17 protein-coding genes and 1 pseudogene are annotated in these 18,162 nt (G+C 64.8%); 12 read left to right on the top strand and 6 right to left on the bottom strand.

Annotated elements, in window-relative coordinates; translation table 11 throughout:
• The first annotated feature begins 78 nt into the window (after positions 1–78).
• Entirely contained in the window at positions 79–456 is a 378-nt protein-coding gene (locus tag J8I82_RS06615; RefSeq protein ID WP_209755523.1) for a short-chain fatty acid transporter, read from the top strand.
• A gap of 265 nt (positions 457–721) precedes the next feature.
• Positions 722–2,140 carry a DUF1254 domain-containing protein gene (locus J8I82_RS06610; protein WP_209755521.1) on the top strand — a complete coding sequence of 473 codons (1,419 nt, stop codon included), beginning with the start codon at positions 722–724 and terminating at the stop codon, positions 2,138–2,140.
• Between the two features lie 89 nt (positions 2,141–2,229).
• Here J8I82_RS06610 and metE read toward each other — a convergent pair whose 3' ends face one another.
• Positions 2,230–4,605 (bottom strand): 5-methyltetrahydropteroyltriglutamate--homocysteine S-methyltransferase, encoded by a 2,376-nt coding sequence (metE, locus tag J8I82_RS06605; RefSeq protein WP_209755519.1) that lies wholly within the window; start codon positions 4,603–4,605, stop codon positions 2,230–2,232.
• A 135-nt stretch (positions 4,606–4,740) separates the two neighbouring features.
• Here metE and J8I82_RS06600 point away from each other — a divergent pair, with 135 nt between their 5' ends.
• A complete protein-coding gene (locus J8I82_RS06600; RefSeq protein WP_209755517.1) occupies positions 4,741–5,658 on the top strand; it encodes a LysR family transcriptional regulator in 918 nt (305 codons plus the stop codon).
• A gap of 9 nt (positions 5,659–5,667) precedes the next feature.
• Here the strand turns inward: J8I82_RS06600 and J8I82_RS06595 are convergent, their stop codons facing one another.
• The gene (locus J8I82_RS06595; protein ID WP_209755515.1) at positions 5,668–6,030 is read right to left on the bottom strand and encodes an AsnC family transcriptional regulator; all 363 of its coding nucleotides are present in this window, start codon (positions 6,028–6,030) and stop codon (positions 5,668–5,670) included.
• Between the two features lie 149 nt (positions 6,031–6,179).
• Between J8I82_RS06595 and J8I82_RS06590 the strand changes: the two genes are divergently transcribed.
• Complete coding sequence (locus J8I82_RS06590; protein WP_133094482.1) at positions 6,180–6,650, top strand: Lrp/AsnC family transcriptional regulator; 471 nt, start codon at positions 6,180–6,182, stop codon at positions 6,648–6,650.
• 24 nt (positions 6,651–6,674) lie between these two features.
• On the opposite strand, the gene J8I82_RS06585 is transcribed toward J8I82_RS06590, so the two are convergent.
• The gene (locus tag J8I82_RS06585; RefSeq protein ID WP_209755513.1) at positions 6,675–7,205 is read right to left on the bottom strand and encodes a riboflavin biosynthesis protein RibA; all 531 of its coding nucleotides are present in this window, start codon (positions 7,203–7,205) and stop codon (positions 6,675–6,677) included.
• Between the two features lie 247 nt (positions 7,206–7,452).
• Here J8I82_RS06585 and ribA point away from each other — a divergent pair, with 247 nt between their 5' ends.
• The 3 genes from ribA (at position 7,453) to J8I82_RS06570 (ending at position 10,135) form a co-directional block, all read left to right on the top strand.
• Positions 7,453–8,049, top strand: a complete 597-nt coding sequence (gene ribA / locus J8I82_RS06580) for a GTP cyclohydrolase II (RefSeq protein WP_116321501.1) — start codon at positions 7,453–7,455, stop codon at positions 8,047–8,049.
• Positions 8,050–8,252: 203 nt separating this feature from the next.
• A complete protein-coding gene (locus J8I82_RS06575) occupies positions 8,253–8,735 on the top strand; it encodes a MarR family winged helix-turn-helix transcriptional regulator (protein WP_209755592.1) in 483 nt (160 codons plus the stop codon).
• 50 nt (positions 8,736–8,785) lie between these two features.
• Positions 8,786–10,135, top strand: a complete 1,350-nt coding sequence (locus tag J8I82_RS06570) for a serine hydrolase domain-containing protein (protein WP_209755512.1) — start codon at positions 8,786–8,788, stop codon at positions 10,133–10,135.
• Here the strand turns inward: J8I82_RS06570 and J8I82_RS39580 are convergent.
• Together J8I82_RS39580 and J8I82_RS06565 are read right to left on the bottom strand one after the other, a co-directional pair.
• On the bottom strand, positions 10,089–10,343 hold the full coding sequence (locus J8I82_RS39580; RefSeq protein WP_431831529.1) for a DUF7706 family protein: 255 nt from the start codon (positions 10,341–10,343) through the stop codon (positions 10,089–10,091). The genes J8I82_RS06570 and J8I82_RS39580 overlap by 47 nt on opposite strands.
• A 52-nt stretch (positions 10,344–10,395) precedes the next feature.
• Positions 10,396–11,169: an SDR family NAD(P)-dependent oxidoreductase gene (locus J8I82_RS06565; protein ID WP_209755510.1), complete on the bottom strand. Its 774-nt coding sequence runs from the start codon at positions 11,167–11,169 to the stop codon at positions 10,396–10,398.
• A gap of 176 nt (positions 11,170–11,345) precedes the next feature.
• Here J8I82_RS06565 and gcvA point away from each other — a divergent pair, with 176 nt between their 5' ends.
• From gcvA to J8I82_RS06540, 5 genes and pseudogenes are all read left to right on the top strand, one after another.
• Positions 11,346–12,281, top strand: a complete 936-nt coding sequence (gene gcvA / locus J8I82_RS06560; protein WP_209755591.1) for a transcriptional regulator GcvA — start codon at positions 11,346–11,348, stop codon at positions 12,279–12,281.
• Positions 12,282–12,837: 556 nt separating this feature from the next.
• Positions 12,838–13,201: pseudogene (locus J8I82_RS06555) on the top strand (cysteine dioxygenase family protein); the annotation flags it as partial.
• A 231-nt stretch (positions 13,202–13,432) separates the two neighbouring features.
• Positions 13,433–14,704 (top strand): Zn-dependent hydrolase, encoded by a 1,272-nt coding sequence (locus J8I82_RS06550; protein WP_209755508.1) that lies wholly within the window; start codon positions 13,433–13,435, stop codon positions 14,702–14,704.
• A 24-nt stretch (positions 14,705–14,728) separates the two neighbouring features.
• Entirely contained in the window at positions 14,729–15,952 is a 1,224-nt protein-coding gene (locus tag J8I82_RS06545; RefSeq protein WP_209755506.1) for a diaminopropionate ammonia-lyase, read from the top strand.
• Positions 15,953–16,059: 107 nt separating this feature from the next.
• Positions 16,060–17,649: an APC family permease gene (locus J8I82_RS06540; RefSeq protein ID WP_209755504.1), complete on the top strand. Its 1,590-nt coding sequence runs from the start codon at positions 16,060–16,062 to the stop codon at positions 17,647–17,649.
• Between the two features lie 25 nt (positions 17,650–17,674).
• Here the strand turns inward: J8I82_RS06540 and J8I82_RS06535 are convergent, their stop codons facing one another.
• Positions 17,675–18,145: an Lrp/AsnC family transcriptional regulator gene (locus tag J8I82_RS06535; protein ID WP_209755503.1), complete on the bottom strand. Its 471-nt coding sequence runs from the start codon at positions 18,143–18,145 to the stop codon at positions 17,675–17,677.
• Positions 18,146–18,162: the final 17 nt, after the last annotated feature.

The raw sequence follows: 18,162 nt of genomic DNA, 5'->3' as shown, positions 1-18,162 counted from the left end.
TCGAAGGCATTAATCTGATAGCTCCGCTTCACTTTTTGGGAGGGCGCCAGTGCGCGCTTCCGTTGGGAGGAGGTCCGCGTGATCCGAGCTTCAATGCTGTGCCTGCCGCTGGCGTGCCTGCTGGCCGCCTGCGAGACGCCGCCGCAAACCGCGCCGCGCCGCGTCCCGCCCGCCACCACGCGCATCACGGTCGATGCCCAGACGGTGAGCAGGGCGGCCTCTGTCGCCTGCGAGCCGGCCGTCGCCGAAGCGCTGAAGCGCCGCTATCCGCAACCGGGCAGCGTCATGCTGATGTCCGATCGCGAGCAGTATTACCAGCGTCCTAACGCGCAGACGTCGGTCAACGGCGAAGGTGTGTTCGAGCCCGACGACAGTTCGTCGGCGATCGGTTTCCACTATGCCTGCCTGTACAACGCGCGCACGGGCAAGGTCGACGATGTGCAGATGCGCTATTGAGCGGTCGGTACCGAGGCTTGGTATCGCGCCCGGATCCTGGCTTCCGATCGGGTGATTCCCTCCCGCTGTGGCGGTGCCTTATCATCCATGTTTCGCTCCAGCAACCACCTTTAGTGTGATCGCCCTCGCTCACCTGCGTGCAAGGAATTGACACGGCGCAAGGGGAGGCACAAGATGCGGGAGCAAACACATGCGCCTCCGGGACGACATGCCGGCAGTCATAGCCGCAATCCCAGGACAGGTCGCAAGAATCGGGAACGGGGTCATGAAGCCTTCATTTCGTCTTATGGCGAGCGCGGTCACGCTCGCCGTCATGCTGTCCGGCTGCGCCAGCGCGCCGGATACAGCCACAGTCCAGGCCGTCGCCGCCGAACAGCCGCCGTCCGACCAGGCCATGAAGGCCCTGTCGGCCGAGGTCTTCACCTATGCCTATCCGCTGGTGCTGATGGACGTGACGCGCGAGCTGATGACGCTGCGCACGCCGGTCAACACCTTCGCCCACAAGCGCACGTTCCCGGACGCCAGCTTCACCGACGTGGTCAGCCCCAATGCCGATACGCTGTATTCGTCGGCGTGGCTGGACCTGTCGCGCGAGCCGGTGATCCTGTCCGTGCCCGACACGCAAGGGCGCTATTACCTGATGCCGCTGATGGATGCGTGGACCAATGTGTTTGCCTCGCCGGGCAAGCGCACCACCGGTACCCGTCGCGGCAATTTCGCCATTACCGGACCCGACTGGCGCGGCACGCTGCCCAAGGGCGTGCAGGAAATCCGCTCGCCGACGTCGATGGTCTGGCTGATCGGCCGTACCCAGGTCAACGGCAAGAAAGATCTCCCCGCCGTGCACCGGCTGCAGGACCAGTACCGGCTGACGCCGCTGTCCGCATGGGGCGGTGGCCGCCGCGTGCCTGACCGGCCCGCGCCGCGCGCCGCTGCGGTCGACACGCAGAGTTCGCCGGTGGAGCAGGTCGCGGCGATGGACGCTCAGGCCTTTTTCACGCGTTTCGCCGCGCTGCTGCCGGCTAATCCGCCTGCGGCGGCCGACAGCGCCATGGTGGAGAAAGTGCGCCGCATGGGCATCAGCCCCGGCGTGCCGTTCAAGACCACAGTGATGGAACCGTCGACCGCGCGCGCGGTGCAGGAAGGCGCGACCGCGGCGCTGGCAACGATCGCGCAGGGCGCGCGCAAGGGCAATGCCGATGCGGGCAACGGCTGGGTCATGCACCGCGATCTCGGCAACTATGGCACCAACTACGCCCGCCGCGCCGTGACCGCGTGGGTGGGGCTGGGCGCCAACCTGCCGGAGGATGCGATCTACGCGTCGACACGCACCGATGCCGACGGCACGCCGCTGCAGGGCGGCGCGCGCTACGTGCTGCATTTCGACAAGGACCAGCTGCCGCCGGCGCGGGCGTTCTGGTCGCTGACGCTTTACAACGACCGCCAGGCATTTATCCCCAACCCGATCCAGCGCTACGCCATCGGCAGCCGCGACCGGCTGCGCTACAACCGCGACGGCTCGCTCGACATCTATATCCAGCACGAGCGCCCGGCCGGTTCCCGGGCCGCCAACTGGCTGCCGGCGCCGCCCGATGGACTGAACATGATGCTGCGCGCGTACTGGCCGGAGCAGGCCTTGCTTGACGGCAGCTGGATGCCGCCGGCGGTGATGCGGACGAACTGACGCGGCGCTGCCCGGGCAAGAAATAAAGGCCGCATGCCTGGTGGCATGCGGCCTTTATTGTCTGATTGCGCGGAAGTTGCGCGGTTTGCTCAGTGCGAGTGCGTCGCGCACGCGGTGCAGGCAGTGCCGCCTGCCGGCGCCGCGGCGACATGGCCGGCCGGCTTGCCGACCCGCTTCCACGCCATCCTGCCGGGGCTGGACCAGCGCTCGCGCAGCGCACGCGCCGCACTGACCATGTTGGCCAGCGCCGCCTCGGTTTCTTCCCAGCCGCGCGTCTTCAGGCCGCAGTCAGGATTGACCCACAGTCGCTGCGGCGGCACCACCTCGCAGGCTCGGTCAAGCAGCCGCTCCATCGCCTGCACCGACGGCACGCGCGGCGAGTGGATGTCGTAGACACCGGGCCCGATCTCGTTCGGGTAGTCGAAGTCGCCGAAGCCTTCCAGCAGTTCCATTGCCGAGCGCGAAGTCTCGATGGTGATCACGTCGGCGTCCAGCGCCGCGATCGACGGCAGGATGTCATTGAACTCGGCGTAGCACATATGCGTGTGGATCTGGGTCTGGTCCCTGACGCCGCTTGCCGACAGGCGGAAAGCGGTGACCGCCCAGTCCAGGTACGCATCCCAGTCGCCGCGGCGCAGCGGCAGGCCTTCGCGCAGCGCGGGTTCATCGATCTGGATCACGCGGATGCCGGCCTGTTCCAGGTCGCACACCTCGTCGCGGATGGCCAGCGCGAGCTGGCGTGCGGTGGTGGCGCGCGGCTGGTCGTCGCGCACGAACGACCATTGCAGCATGGTGATGGGACCGGTGAGCATGCCCTTCATCGGCCGCTCGGTCAGCGACTGCGCGTAGCGGGTGGTGTCTACCGTCATCGGCTCCGGACGGTACACGTCGCCGTAGATCACCGGCGGCTTGACGCAGCGCGAGCCATAGCTCTGCACCCAGCCATTCCCGGTAAAGCCGTAGCCGCACAGCTGCTCGCCGAAATACTCGACCATGTCGTTGCGCTCGGCCTCGCCATGGACCAGCACGTCGAGGCCCAGCTCCTCCTGCTTGCGCACGGCCAGCGCGATTTCGGCGCGGATGCGCTCCAGGTATTCCAGGGCGCCGATGTCGCCGCGCTTGAAGGCCGCACGGGTCTGGCGGATGGCCGCGGTCTGCGGGAACGAACCGATAGTGGTGGTCGGCAACAGCGGCAGCTGCAGCGCCTCGCGCTGGCGCTCGATGCGCTCTGCGAACGGGCTGGCGCGGCGAGCCATGTCGGCGGTCACGGCGGCCAGGCGTTGCTGCACGCGCGGGTTGACCACGCGGAGCGATTGCCGGCGCGAGACCTGCACGGCGTCGGACGCTGCCAGCTGCCCGGCGACGGCGGCATCGCCCTCGTCGAGCGCGCGCGCCAGCACCTGCACCTCGTCGAGCTTCTCGGTGGCGAAGGCCAGCCACGACTTCAATTCGGCATCGAGGCGTACTTCATGCGCCAGCGACACCGGTACATGCAGCAGCGAGCAGGACGGCGCCAGCCACAGGCGATCGCCGAGCGCCGCCTGCACGGGGCGCAGCGTGTCGAGCGCGCGGCGCAGGTCGGTGCGCCAGATATTGCGGCCGTCGATCACGCCGGCGGACAGCACGGCATGCGCCGGCAGTATGGCCTGCCATGCGGCCAGCTGGCCCGGTGCGCGCACCAGGTCGATATGGAAGCCGTCGACCGGCAGTGCGGCGGCGCGCGCGGCATGGTCGGCGGCGGTGTCGAAGTACGTCGCCAGCAGCAGCTTCGGGCCCGCGTCGCGCAGGCCTTCGTAGGCGCTGTCGAAGGCGTCGAGCCATGCGGGCTCCAGGTCCAGGCAGAGCGCGGGCTCGTCGATCTGCACCCACTCGATGCCACGCGCCTTCAGCTGGCCGAGGATGCGGCGGTAGGCCTGCACCAGCTTCGGCAGCAGCGAGAGGCGATCGAAGCCGGCCACGTGGCTCTTGGAGAGCCACAGGTAGGTGACCGGACCCACCAGCACCGGGCGCGCGCGCAGGCCTTGCGCGAGCGCTTCGTCGGTTTCCTCGAAGAACCACGCCGGGCCGCCGTCAAAGGTGGTATCGGCATCCAGCTCGGGGACCAGGTAGTGGTAGTTGGTGTCGAACCACTTGGTCATTTCCATTGCCGGCTGCTCGCGGTTGCCGCGCGCCAGCTCGAAATACTGCGTCAGCGTCAGCTGCGCCGGCTCGAAGCCGAAGCGGCGCGGCAAGGCACCCAGCAGGGCCGTGAGGCTGAGCATCTGGTCGTAGTAGGCGAAGTCGCCGGTGGCCACGGTGTCCAGGCCGCGTTCGGCCTGCAGTTGCCAGTGGCGGCGGCGCAGTTGCGCGGCCGTTTCGCGCAGCGCGGCTTCGCTGCTTTCGCCGCGCCAGAACGCCTCCTGGGCGAATTTCAGTTCGCGGCGTTCGCCGATGCGGGGAAAGCCGAGGATATGGGTGCGTGCCATGGGGAACTTGCTCCGGAAGATGATGACTGGCGCACAGTGTCGGTTTCCCCATAAAATGAATCAAGCGACAAGTTCTAAACAACATATGAATATATTTCATACGGCGGCGGGGCAGACCCGCGTGCCGGACCGCGCATGATCGAGGTCCGCCATTTCCGCTCGCTGATTGCCATTGCCGAATCCGGCAAGCTCGCCACCGCGGCCGAGCGTGTGCATGTCAGCCAGTCGGCGCTGTCACACCAGATCAAGGCGATCGAGGCGCACTACGGCCTGCCGCTGTTCGACCGGACCCGGCAGGGGCTGCGTTTCACGCCGGCGGGCGAACGCCTGCTGGCACTCGCGCGCGAGGTGCTGGCCGCGGTCAGCGCGGCCGACCGCGATATCGAACGGCTCAAGGGCGACACCCGCGGCGAACTGCGCGTGGTGCTCGAGTGCCATACCTGCTTCGACTGGCTGATGCCGGTGATGGATGAATTCCGCCGCCGCTGGCCCGAGGTGGAGGTGGACCTGGTGGCTGGCTTCCATGCCGACCCGATTTCGCTGCTCAGTGAAGGCCGCGCCGACATGGTGATCGGCTCGCAGCCGTCGGTGCGGCGCGGGCTCGACGTGGCGCCGCTGTTCCGCTTCGAGATCCTGGCGGTCATCGCCAACGAGCATCGGCTGCGCAACAAGCGCCGCATCGAAGCGGCCGACCTGGCCGGCGAGACGCTGATCACCTACCCGGTGCCGGAGCAGCGCATCGACCTGATCCGCGAGGTGCTGGAACCCGCCGGCATCCGGCTGCAGCGTCGCACCGCGGAGCTGACGGTGGCCGTGCTGCAACTGGTGGCGAGCCGGCGCGGCGTGGCCGCATTGCCAAACTGGGGCGTGAAGAACTATGTCGACCACGATTACGTGCTGGCCAAGCGGATCGGCGCCCGGGGGCTCTGGAGCGAGCTCTATGCCACCGTGCCGGCGCCGCTGGCGCGCCGGCCTTATGTGGCGGACTTTGTCGCAATCGTGCGGGATACGTGCGCCGCGCAACTCGATGGCATCGAACTGCTGCCGGCATAGCGCGGCCGGCTAGGCCGGCAGCGCCAATCCTGCGTCACTGCGGACCTGCGGGGTAACGGTGCGCGGAGCGGGAGTCGGCTCGCATGGCGCCTCGCTGTCCGGATCGTCGACGTCTGCGCCCAGCACCGCCATGTCGATGCCGCTTTCCAGCCGGCGCAGGAAGAGCCACAGCAGGCTGGCATCGGCCGCGGTCAAGGTTGCATGGAGCACTGGCTGACTCGCCGATTTGACGCGGGCCTGGTCGAAGCGTAATTGTGCGGGCGCCAGCCCGGTACGGCGGGCGCTGGCAAACACCCACTCCATCGCACCAAATGGGTCGGTGCCCTCGAGTTGAAGGGAGAGGCGCAGTGTTGGAACGCGGGTGGCGGGCATGTGGTGTTTCCGGCTGATTTTCTGTAGTTAATTTACCAGCCGGGGTGCAAAATGAGCTTTTTAATTTTCTTCGATACTTGGGCAAATGGAAAAGGATCATCTGTATATGGCATAATTCTTAGATCATTCTTCCAAAAACGCCGCAGACCATGGTGCAACCTCCCAAGCTTGATGACACGGACCGCCGCATCCTGCGCGAACTCCGCCGCGACGGCCGCCTGTCCAACGCGAAACTGGCCGAGCAGGTCGGCCTCTCCGCCACTCCCTGCTGGAACCGGGTGCGCGCACTCGAGGAAAGCGGGGTCATCGAAGGCTACGCTGCGCTGCTGAACCAGAAGGCGCTGGGATTGCCGGATACGGTCCTGATCGAGGTCACCCTGGAGCGCCACGACGACGACATGCTGTACCGCTTCGGCCAGGCGCTGGCAGAACTGCCGGAAGTGATGGAGGCCTACCTGCTCACCGGCGACTACGACTACCTGATCAAAGTCGCCGTGGCCGGCACGCAAGGCTATGAGGAGTTCCTGCGGCACAAGCTGTACAAGCTGCCCGGCCTGCGCCACAGCCGCTCGACCTTCGTGCTGCGCACACTGAAGCGCGAACCCTCCGTCGAACCCTGAGCCGCCAGCCGGCGCAGCAGGGGATTATGCCGTCCGCATCACTTCGGTCGTGGTGTGGCGCAGCGCGCGCATGGCATCGTCGCATTGTCGGGAGGAGGTTGGATTGACCAGCAGTGCCCAGCGGCCGTGCTGCACCGCCTCGCGCACCGGCGTGATGACCAGGCGATGGTCGGGGCGGGGGGTCACCAGGCCGGCTAGCAACATGCCAAGCACGATGCCGATGAAAATCGCCGCGCCGGCGGCAGGGCCGGCGTTCTGGACTACGGCATCGATTTCCTGCCGGTGCAGGATGCCGACCACCGCGAGGCCGATCACTGCCCCCAGGGCACCCAACATCAGATGCGAACGCACCGCGGTGCGCACGATGACGTCGTTGTCGGGCTCCGGCTTGCGCCCGAAGTGTGCTTCGTAAGGATGAACCAGCCGGACCTGGCCGCGCTTCAGGTGCGCCTCGTAGCACACCCGCTCGGCGGCGCTGTTCGCTGCCGATCTGGTATCGAACAACGCGGCAATCCCGGTGCTGGCTTCTTCCCCGATCAGTGGATTCCGGGTCATGGCGAACTCCTGAGGAGGTGACGCCGGGTACTCGCCATGTCGTGGCAGGCGCCTGGCTTACATCTCTGTAAACCAGTCTAGGGACTCCTCTGAAGTGGCTGCATAAGTCTGTTGCGCGCCCTGCTGTAGGAATATGCCGACGACCCGCAACGGTGCGTTCCATGTCCGAATCAAGCGCGAACGCGCAATTCCGCTCATAATGTCGCCGGTGCCGGGCCGCCCCGCGCCCATTGAAAAGAATTCCGGTATGAACGACACAGAAATTGAGCTGATCGATTCGGCACGCCTGCCGACGCGATTTGGCGACTTCACGGCACACGCCTTCAAGGGCGCCCATTCGGGCATCGAGCATCTGGCCCTCAGCGTGGGCGAGGTGGCAGGCGACGACGTGCTGATCCGCATGCACTCCGAATGCCTGACCGGGGATGTCTTCGGTTCTTGCCGCTGCGATTGCGGCCCGCAGCTGGAACTGGCGATGGAGAAAATCGCTGCCGAAGGCCGCGGCATCCTGCTGTACCTGCGCGGCCACGAAGGCCGGGGCATTGGCCTGGCGGAGAAGATTCGCGCCTACCGCCTGCAGGACGGTGGGCTCGACACCGTCGACGCCAACCTCGCGCTGGGCCAGGCCATCGACGCGCGCAACTACGCCTTTGCGGCCGACCTGCTGCACCAGTGGGGCGTCACGTCGGTGCGGCTGATGAGCAATAACCCGCTCAAGGCCGCCGCGCTGGAAAAGGCCGGCATCAGGGTCAACGAGCAATTGCGGCACATCGTGCCATCCAACGCCGAGAACGAAAAATACCTGGCGACCAAGCGCACGCGCATGGGGCACCTGCTCGACTGATGGCGGCTGGCCCGGGGCTCGCCGGGTAGCCGCCCGGCTCTCCTCGGGGGCCTGTCACGACTGAGCAGACGGGCTTTTTTCCTCACATGATTCCGGGTTGATCCGCCACCGGGCACTGCGCGGGACATGCTGCGCTGAATTTGTTGCTGATGGCAACTATTGCCATTAGAATCTGTTTGCCGTCCGCAAGCTTTTTGCCCTTGATGCCCCACGCCGCCAACACCCCCACCGGTTCGATCCTGGAATACCTGACGTTCCGGCTGAACCGCCTTTGCGAAATGACCAAGGATTCTGCCTCCGGCTTCTACGAGCGGGAATTCGGCATCGGCCTGAGGGAGTTGCGCGTGCTGCGTTTTGCCGGGCTGGAGCCCGGCCTGACGCTGACGCGCCTGATCGAGCTGGTGCTGTTGGAGAAGACGGTGACTTCCAAGCTCGTCACCGCGCTGGCGAAGCGGGGCTTGCTGCGCCGTGAGGTAGGCGCGGCCGATGCCCGGCAACTGAATCTGTTCCTGACCCAGGCCGGCGCGGCTCTGGTCGCGCAGACCTACCAGCGCGGCGATGTCCTGGAAAAGATGTTCCTGTCGATCCTGACCGAAGCCGAAGTGCAGACGCTGGACCGGTGCATCGGCAAGCTGACCACGGCGCTCGAGGCGCATCAGCGGGGTATCGGGCCGCCGGCGGGATAGCGGGGCGGCGAGCGCAAAACGGCATCAACACACAACAACGAGGAGACGATATGCTGCCCAACCAAACCCCGACGCGCCGCCGATGGCGCGCCATTGCATGCGGCGCCCTGTGCGCCGCCGCCTTGCCGGCCTGGAGCCAGGACGCGAGCCGCGGGGCTGCGCCCGCGGCGCCTGCCCTGGTTGCCGCGCTGGAAAGCGACCCGGTGCGGCTCGGCTGGATGCAAGGCTTTCCGCCGCCGCCCGAGAAGCAGATCACCCACGCGCCGGGCGCCGAGAAATTCCCGCGCAATCGCTGGCTGTTCTCGCATATCCGCGAACTGGTGCCGACCGCGTCGGTCTGGCGCGGCAGCGGCCCGCCCAGCCCGCTGCCGCGCGCGGAGCGCGATATCGGCCCGGTGCCGTTCACCGATGCGGACGGCACGCAGCGCACCTTCGAAGAGATGCTGGCGCTGACCTATACCGACGGCATCCTGGTCATGCACAAGGGCAAGGTCGTCTATGAGCGCTACTTCGGCGTACTGGAGGGCCACACGCCCCATATCGCCATGTCGGTGACGAAGTCCTTCGTCGGCACGCTGGCGGCGATGCTGGCCGCCGACGGCAAGCTCGATCCGGCGGCGCCCGTCACGCGCTACCTGCCGGAAATGGCCGGCACCGCCTACGGCGATGCCACGGTGCGCCAGGTCATGGACATGACCATCGGCGTCCGTTACTCGGAGGACTATGCCAATCCAAAGGCCGAGGTCTGGGACTATGCGCGCGCCGGTGGCATGCTCGCCAGGCCTGCCGGATACAACGGCCCGGGAACGTTCTACGACTTCCTGAAGACGCTGCAGAAGGAAGGCGGACACGACGATGTCTTTGCCTACAAGACGGTGAATGCCGAGGTGCTCGCGTGGATCGTGCGCCGTGCTTCGGGCCAGTCGCTGGCCAGGCTGCTGTCGGAACGGATCTGGCAGCCGATGGGCGCCGAGCAGGATGCCTACTTCACGGTCGACAGCATCGGCACGGAATCGGGTGGCGGAGGCCTTAACACCACGCTGCGCGACCTCGCGCGCTTTGGTGAGACCATCCGCGGCAACGGGCGCTTCAACGGCAAGCAGATCATCCCGGCATCGGTCGTGGCCGATATCCGCCGCGGCGGCGACCGCGGGCAGTTTGCGCGCTCGGGCAGCGGCACCGTGCTGCCGGGCTGGAGCTACCGCGACATGTGGTGGGTGTCCCATGACAGCCACGGCATGTTCCAGGCTGCCGGCATCCATGGGCAGCGCATCTACATCGATCCCAAGGCCGAGCTGACCATCGTCCGCTATGCGTCGCACCCGGTGGCGGGGAACGCTGCCAACAACCCGATCACGTTCCGCGCGTTCCGGGCGCTGGCGGAGATGTTGTCGCAGTAGCGCAATTCCGGGGTGGCAAAGCGATACGCCCAAGGACGAGAGCCTTCCCAATCGCATCAACTGCCTCGCCTACGAGGAAGGCTTCTTCGTCGCTCGTTGCGCAGGCGCGGATAACCGGCCAGGTGAGACGCTGTATGGAACCGGATGCCCCGCAGGCCGAGAGCGGACGCGGCAGCAACGGCGGCGGAAGCCAGATACGTCGCCGCATAGGTGCGGCGTGATGATGGCACGTTGCGAGAAATCCGCGTTGACAAGCATGGTCAGTTGCGGCCAGCCATGACGCCGCCATCGACGTCCCAGATGGCGCCGGTGACCCAGCTTGCTTTTTCAGACAGCAGGAACGTGACTGCTTCGGCCACGTCCCACGGCGTGCCGACGCGGCCTATCGGATGGAAGCTGTTGAAGCCCTCCAGCGCGCTGGCAACCTCGGCTTTCGGAATAAAGCCTTCATAGATCGGCGTTTGCACGACTGCCGGCGATACGGCATTGACGCGGATGCCCTTCGGTGCCAGTTCCATCGCCAGGTGCTGGGTCAGCGAATGCAGGCCCGCCTTGGCCATGGAGTACGCCGAAGACGGCGTCGCTGCGATGGCCTGCCTCGCCCACATCGAGCCGATGTTGACGATCGCACCCGGACGGCTGGTGGCGACCAGGTTGGCGGCGACTCTCTGCGTCATGAAGAAGAGCGCCTTGTTCAGCAACATGTATTGATCGTAGTCGGCGTCCTGGTGCTCGAGGAAGGGCTTCGGGAAGAACACGCCGGCTGCATTGACCAGCAGGTCGATGTCCGCGTGCTGTTCGTCGATGACCCGAAGCAGGGCAGCGAGCGCTTCACCGCTGGACAAGTCCGCGGTCAGCGCCGTGACCTCGCCCAGACCGGCCAGTTCCTTGCGGGCTTGTTCGGCCTTGTCCGGCCGGTTTCCAACGATTACCGCACTCCCGCCTTCAGCCAGCACATTGCGGGCCGTCTGCAGGCCGATACCGCTCGTGCCTCCGACGACCAGCAGCTTCCTGTCCTTGAATTGGTTGTTCATCTACATTCCTCTGTCGACGGCTAAGAGACAAGAAAATCTGTTACGTGATCATCCTGTCCCTAGCCATGGTTGTCCGCTTGCCAGTGCAGGCGTTCGTTACCGCAGTGATTCTTGGGTTTCCATGCCGGTCTGGCAAACGAGATAAACTCTGCCAGATTGAAAGAGAATCTTTAGTGATGAAGTCACCTGTCCACCTGAACGCGCTGCGTGCATTCGAAGCCAGCGCCAGGCACCAGAGCTTTTCCGCTGCGGCATCCGAGCTTCATGTCACGCCGGCCGCCGTCGGCCAGCTCGTTCGTACGCTCGAGGAATGGCTGGGGGTGCCGCTGTTCCATCGGGCCTCCAGTGGACGAATTCGGCTGATTCCTACCGAAGCGGCGGAACGCGCCTTGCCGGACATCCGGGCGGGCTTTGACCGGCTTGCGCTGGGACTGGAGCGACTGAAGGAAGGCGCGACAAGTGGGGTGCTCACGGTGACCGTCAGTCCAGCCTTTGCCGCCAAATGGCTATTGCCGCGCATCGACAGGTTCCAGGCCGCATGGCCGGATATGGATGTGCGCCTGGAGACCAGCCTCAAGCCCGTGGATTTCATCACCCAGAGCATCGACATCGGCGTGCGCTACGGCAAGGGAAACTGGCCTGGCCTGACAGCCGAGAAACTCATGGACGAGGAGATCTATCCGGTGTGCTCGCCCAGATTGCTGCGCCAGCGCCCCTTGAAACGGCCACAGGATCTGGCCAGGCAGGTACTGATCCACGACCTGTCCATGGAGGGTCATGCGGGTTTTCCATCGTGGGACGCGTGGCTGCGCAAGGCGGGTATCACGGGCGCTGTGACGACTCGTGGCATGCAGATCAACAACTCTGCGGCTGTCTTGCAGGCCGCTGCGGAAGGGCACGGCATCGCGCTCGCCCGCAGCGTCATGGCGCGCGACGACCTCGCGGGCGGGCATCTGGTGCGATTGTGCCCGGAGATCCGCTTTGCTTCGCCGCTTGCGTATTTCATCGTCTACAGAGGCGAGCGTTCGAATCTCCCGAGATTGGCGGCCTTTCGGGACTGGTTGTTTGAGGAAGCGGCTGGCGTACGCCCCATCCCGGACAACGCGTCGTAGCTGGAAAGTCCGACGTCGGGCTACGCGCAGGCATTCGAACAGGTGGAAATCGGCGACGGTGAGTGTCAAGGCACAACGAGTGACCGGACGCGACCACGGCTGCTGCGGTCAGCGCATTCCCTTCTGCCGATTGAGTTTTATTTCAATTGATCATGGGTTTCCCGGCGCGATAGCCTTTCCCCGAGGATATAACCATGAGAGCGAAGGAGAGAGACTATGGCTGCTGCCGTAAGCGTCAAGGACATCGTGTCCAGGATAAATGACGATATAGGTTGTGCATTGACCTGCCGGAATTCGAGGAGTTCTGGGAGAGGGGGTCTGCTCCGGTGCCGACGCGAACCATGTTCATCTATCTTGACGAATTCCGACGTGATCCGGCCGGACATCGCCTCAATACGGAAAGCGGAAGGATCGTGTTGGGTAGCGACAAGCTCGCTTACCTTGGCATCGAGGACTGTCCGCCGTTTCCATCCTGGATTCCGCCCGCTGAGTGGCTTGGCTGCGCGCAGCCGGAGGAGTTCCACCTGATTTCCAGGCAGCCCATCAGGCAAGCTTCAACTGGTTGCCAGAGGAGTTCGCGCAGCCGCATCCCCAATACTACGGTCAGTATCTGCTCTATGCCGACCCGCGCGACCGGGTCTTCGGTTGTCACCACACCGTCTGGGCACTTATCGGCATGCTAAGAGCCTGGAAAGCCGATGTGTTCCGTCGGTAAGGAACGTCTTGAGCCCGGCCACATTGATCGGGTGTCCCCGTCGATTGGAGATATTCACCGCGTCGCGAATGCCTACGACGACAGAGTGTCGATCAGCATTCACGTTTATGGTGGCAACATCGGCAAGATCTCTCGTCATGGGTACGACGAGCAGACGGGCGCCCAAAAACCGTTTATCTCTGGCTACACGAACGTCCAGGCCTGACGCCGAGCCGACGGGCGCACCGGGCGGCCTGGGCCCTAAAAGTGGCGTACTAAAGGCGAGGAACGATCGGTATTATCCGCTCAGGACGACAACGCATGGATGTTGCATCTCTACGGGCCAAATCGGGTGCCCGTTGCGCTGCCACACCTTAGCATTCCAGATATCCACCCGCATGCAACAACTACGAGCCGAGATGTCGGCCGCGGGGTCCATGGATGAATGGAGATGCTAATGTCAAATACCCCACCAAGCGAGCGCCGCCCCCGGCTGGACGGCGCCACCTTGCTGCGCCAGCTCAAGGAGCTTGGCGAAATCGGCGCTGATACCGAAGCTGGCGGCCGCACCCGCATCGCGCTCACCGACGATGAGAAGGCCGGGCGCGACCTGGTTGTCCGGTGGATGCGCGAACTGGAACTCGAAGTCATCGTCGACCGCATCGGCAACGTGTTCGGTGTGTGTCGCTCGGACAGCGACGACGGCACCCAGGCGCCGTTCATGATGGGCTCGCACATCGATACCGTCACCAATGCCGGCGCGCTGGACGGCTGCTATGGCGTGCTGGCTGGACTGGCTGTAGCGCGGGCATATCGCGAAGCCGGCGTCGTACCGACGCGCACGATCATGATCGGCGCCTTCACAAACGAGGAGGGCATCCGCTACCAGCCCGACATGATGGGCTCGCTGGTCTACGCGGGCGGGCTCTCCGTCGAGGCAGCGCTGGACACAACCGGTACGGATGGAACGCGGCTCGGCGACGAACTGGCGCGCATTGGCTACGCGGGAGTTCTTGAGCCAGGCGCAATCGTCCCGCATGAGTATGTCGAGCTCCATATCGAGCAGGGCCCGATCCTGGAAGCGGAGGGCATCCAGATTGGTGTGGTCGAGAACCTGCAAGGCATCTCGTGGCAGCAGGTCACCATCCAGGGCAATGCGAACCACGCCGGTACGACGCCGACCCACCTGCGGCACGACGCCGGGCTGGTGGCGGCATCCATCGTGACATTCCTGCGCGAGCTGGCGCTGGACTCCGGCGGGACAACACTGGCGACGGCAGGGTGCCTGAGTGTGCAGCCAAACGTCATCAACGTCATCCCGCGCCGCGCCACCCTGACCATCGACCTCCGCGACCCGGATGAGGCAAAGCTGAAGCAAGCCGAGCAGCGCCTTTCCGGATTCCTGGAACAAGCCGCGCAGCGCGAAGGCGCGAAGCTAACCACCGAGTGCCTCGCGCGCTTCGAGCCGGTCGTGTTCGACGCGGATTTGGTGGCCTCCATTGAGTCATCGGCAAGGCGGTTCGGCCTGACTCACCGGCGCATGACATCCGGCGCCGGGCACGACGCTCAGATGATTGCCCGCATGGCCCCAGCGGCAATGATTTTCGTCCCGAGCAAGGGAGGCATCAGCCACAACCCGCGTGAGCACACCGATGACGACCAACTCGTCCTGGGCGCGGAACTGTTGCTTGACGTCGTGCTCAACCGCCTCGGCCAATCGCAGGCCTGACATACCATCGACACGGACTTACCCATGCTGACAAAGAACCCTCGCGCCCGCCGGGCATCGTATCCCGCCGAGCTTCAGTCAATCATGAGCATCGAGCAAGCCGAGCGCAGCCGGACATGGCTGTCTCATTGGGACCAGCTGGCCAACGGACCAACGCCGTTGCGCGAGCTTCCCGCGCTGGCTGCGCACCTGGAAATCGCGCAACTGAGCGTGAAGGACGAATCGGTCCGTTCTCCGCTCGGCAGCTTCAAAGCCCTTGGCGCGCCAATTGCACTGGTTCGCCTGATTCTCCGGATCTTCCCCGGTCGCAAGCTGGATGCACTGGCGCTGATCGACGGGAAGTATGCGGACCTGCTGAAGGATTTCACGGTCATCAGCGCGACCGACGGCAACCATGGCCGGGCGCTGGCCGCGGCAGCAAGATCGTTTGGCTGCCAATGCGTGATTGTGCTGCACGCCAATGTGAGCCAGGAACGCGAGGATGCCATCGCTGCCTATGGCGCAAGGATTGTGCGCATCGCGGGCAACTATGACGAATCCGTCGAGGAAGCGGCGCGTCTGGCCGCGGCCAATGGCTGGACGGTGGTCTCGGATACCTCTTACGAGGGCTACCAGGACATCCCGCGCGACGTGATGCAAGGCTATGGCGCCATTGCGGCGGAAATCGTCGCGCAGGCGGCGATTGCTCCCGGCCAGCCCTCCCCATATACGCATGTCCTCCTGCAAGGCGGCGTGGGTGGGCTCGCAGCCGGCATCGCCAGCTATTTCTGGGAGTATTCTGGCGAGCATCGGCCAACGTTCATCGTGGTAGAGCCGGTGCAGGCGGATTGCCTGTATCAAAGCGCGCTGCAAGGCCGCGCAGCCACCGCGACAGGTTCGGTCGATTCCGTCATGGCGGGACTCGCTTGCGGGGAGACCTCACCCCTGGCCTGGCGTTTTCTTGAGAACAGCGTTGACGTCTTCATGACGATTTCCGATGACGACGCCGTAACGGCCATGCACCACCTGGCTGGCAAGCAGACTGACGATATTCCCGTCGTTGCCGGCGAATCCGGCGCAGCGGGTATGGCTGGCCTGGCCGTGCTTCGCGCGAATGAAGCGCTTTCGGCAGAGGTGGAACTCGACGCCAACTCGCGCGTATTGGTCATCAACACCGAAGGCGCAACGGCGCCGTCGGTCTACCGGCAACTGGTCGGCGAGTCGCACGATTCCGTGCTGGCGCGCCAGGCGGCCTGGCTCGCACGCTGATTCGCCCCACACCCATCCTTATACCAATCAAGAAGCGCGCCACCACGACGATGAGGGCTTCCTTGTCGTCGGGGAGACGTGCGCCCCGAGGAAATGGAGAGACAACAATGAATCCGACGCAAAAACGCAGTATCGGGCCGATTTCCCTGATGTTTACAGGTCTAGGCTCGATCATTGGCTCCGGTTGGCTGTTCGGGGCATGGCACACCGCGAAGATTGCCGGTCCCGCGGCCATCCTCGCATGGGTGATCGGCGCGGTGGTCATCCTGGCCATTGCACTGACCTACGCGGAACTGGGCGCCATGTTCCCGGAATCCGGCGGCATGGTTCGGTACGCCCGTTACTCCCACGGTTCGCTAGTTGGTTTTGTCAGTGCATGGGCCAACTGGATTTCGATTGTCTCGGTCATCCCGATCGAAGCCATTGCGTCGGTGCAGTACATGGCGTCGTGGCCGTACCCCTGGGCGCAAGGGCTCATGACCAACGGCGAGCTGACCATGCCGGGCCTCGTTGCAAGCGCCGCGCTCGTCGTCGTGTACTTCCTCCTGAACTACTGGGGCGTAAAGCTCTTCGTGAAGACGAACTCGGCCATCACGGTCTTCAAGATAGCGGTGCCTGCGCTGACCGTCATCGGTCTGATGTGGGGCGGGTTCCATGCCGAGAACTTTGCGATTGGCACGACCTCGGCGTTTGCTCCCTATGGCTGGTCGGCAGTCCTGACGGCAGTGGCCACCAGCGGCATCGTATTCAGCTTCAACGGTTTCCAGAGTCCGGTAAGCCTGGCCGGCGAGGCACGGAATCCGGCGCGAAGCATCCCGTTCGCGGTCGTGGGTTCCATCCTTGTCGCGCTGGTCATCTACGCGCTGCTGCAGGTCGCCTTTATTGGCGCGGTGAGTCCGGCCAGCATTCGCGAGGGCTGGTCCCATCTGGACTTCACGTCCCCGTTCGCTGAACTGGCGCTGGCTTTGAACCTGAACTGGCTGGCCATGATGCTGTACGTGGATGCGTTCATCAGCCCGTCCGGCACGGGCGCCATCTACACGGCAACGACCGCGCGCATGATTCACGCCATGGAGCGCAATGACACCATGCCCCGGCTCTTCGGCAATACGCATCCCCTCTACGGCGTGCCGCGGGAAGCCATGTGGTTCAACCTGGCCGTATCGTTCGTCTTCCTGTTTTTCTTCCGCGGGTGGGGCGCCCTGGCTACCGTCATTTCGGTTGCCGTCGTGATTTCGTTCCTGGCTGGCCCTGTCAGCCTGATGGCGCTGCGCGAGCACGCAAAGGACATCGAGCGGCCGCTGCATATCCGCGGGATGTCGTTGATCGCGCCCTTCGCCTTTGTCTGTGCGACGCTCGTGCTCTACTGGGCCAGGTGGCCGCTGACCGGACAGGTCATCGTGCTGATGGTGGCTGCCTTGCCGCTCTACCTGTACTACCAGGCCAGGGCAGGATGGCGCGGCTTCGGCGCAGAACTCCGGTCGGCCTGGTGGTTCATCCTGTACCTGCCCGCCGTCGCACTGCTGTCATGTCTCGGCGGGGAGGAGTTTGGCGGCATTGGCGTCATCCCGCCGGGCTGGGATCTTGCCTCGGTTGCGGTGGCCGGCCTGGTGTTCTACCGCTGGGGCGTGCGAAGCGGCCGCAGGACATCGTACCTGGCCGAGAGTGGCGCGACGGGGATGAGGGAGTTTGCCTGATCCCGCTTGCCCCTCATCGTGGCAGTCAGGGCGTGATGGCGACGCCCAGGCTCACCTTCGAGCGCTGCATGGCCACGTGAGTCTTGAAGTTCTTGACGTTGCCCGACACGAAGAAGAGTTCCCGCGTCAGGCGCTCGTACTCGGTCATGTCCGCGACCGCAAGGACCAGCAGGAAATCATAGTCGCCAGTGACGTAATAGACCTGCTGGACCTGGGGACACTCGACAAAGCGCTTTTTCACCTCATCGAGCAGGTCGAGCCTTTCATTCTCGAGCGTAACCTCGACCAGCACGGTGATGAGCTTGCCAACCTTTGCAGGGTCGACCACCGCGGTGTTCGCCATGATGATGCCCTCGCACTCGAGCGATGCGATACGGCGGTTCACGGCCGAGGGCGACAAATTGACGGCGTCTGCGAGATCCCGCTGAGAGAGCTTGTTGTTGTTCTGAAGCAGTTGCAGAAGCTTCTTGTCGTATGCATCCAGTTGCAGTGGCATGGGCCTGGCTCTAAAGA

Origin of the sequence: Cupriavidus consociatus (assembly GCF_017814975.1) — a bacterium.
Lineage (GTDB): Bacteria > Pseudomonadota > Gammaproteobacteria > Burkholderiales > Burkholderiaceae > Cupriavidus > Cupriavidus consociatus.
Note: the sequence above shows the minus strand (reverse complement) of the source record. Positions and strands in the feature narration are given on the sequence as shown.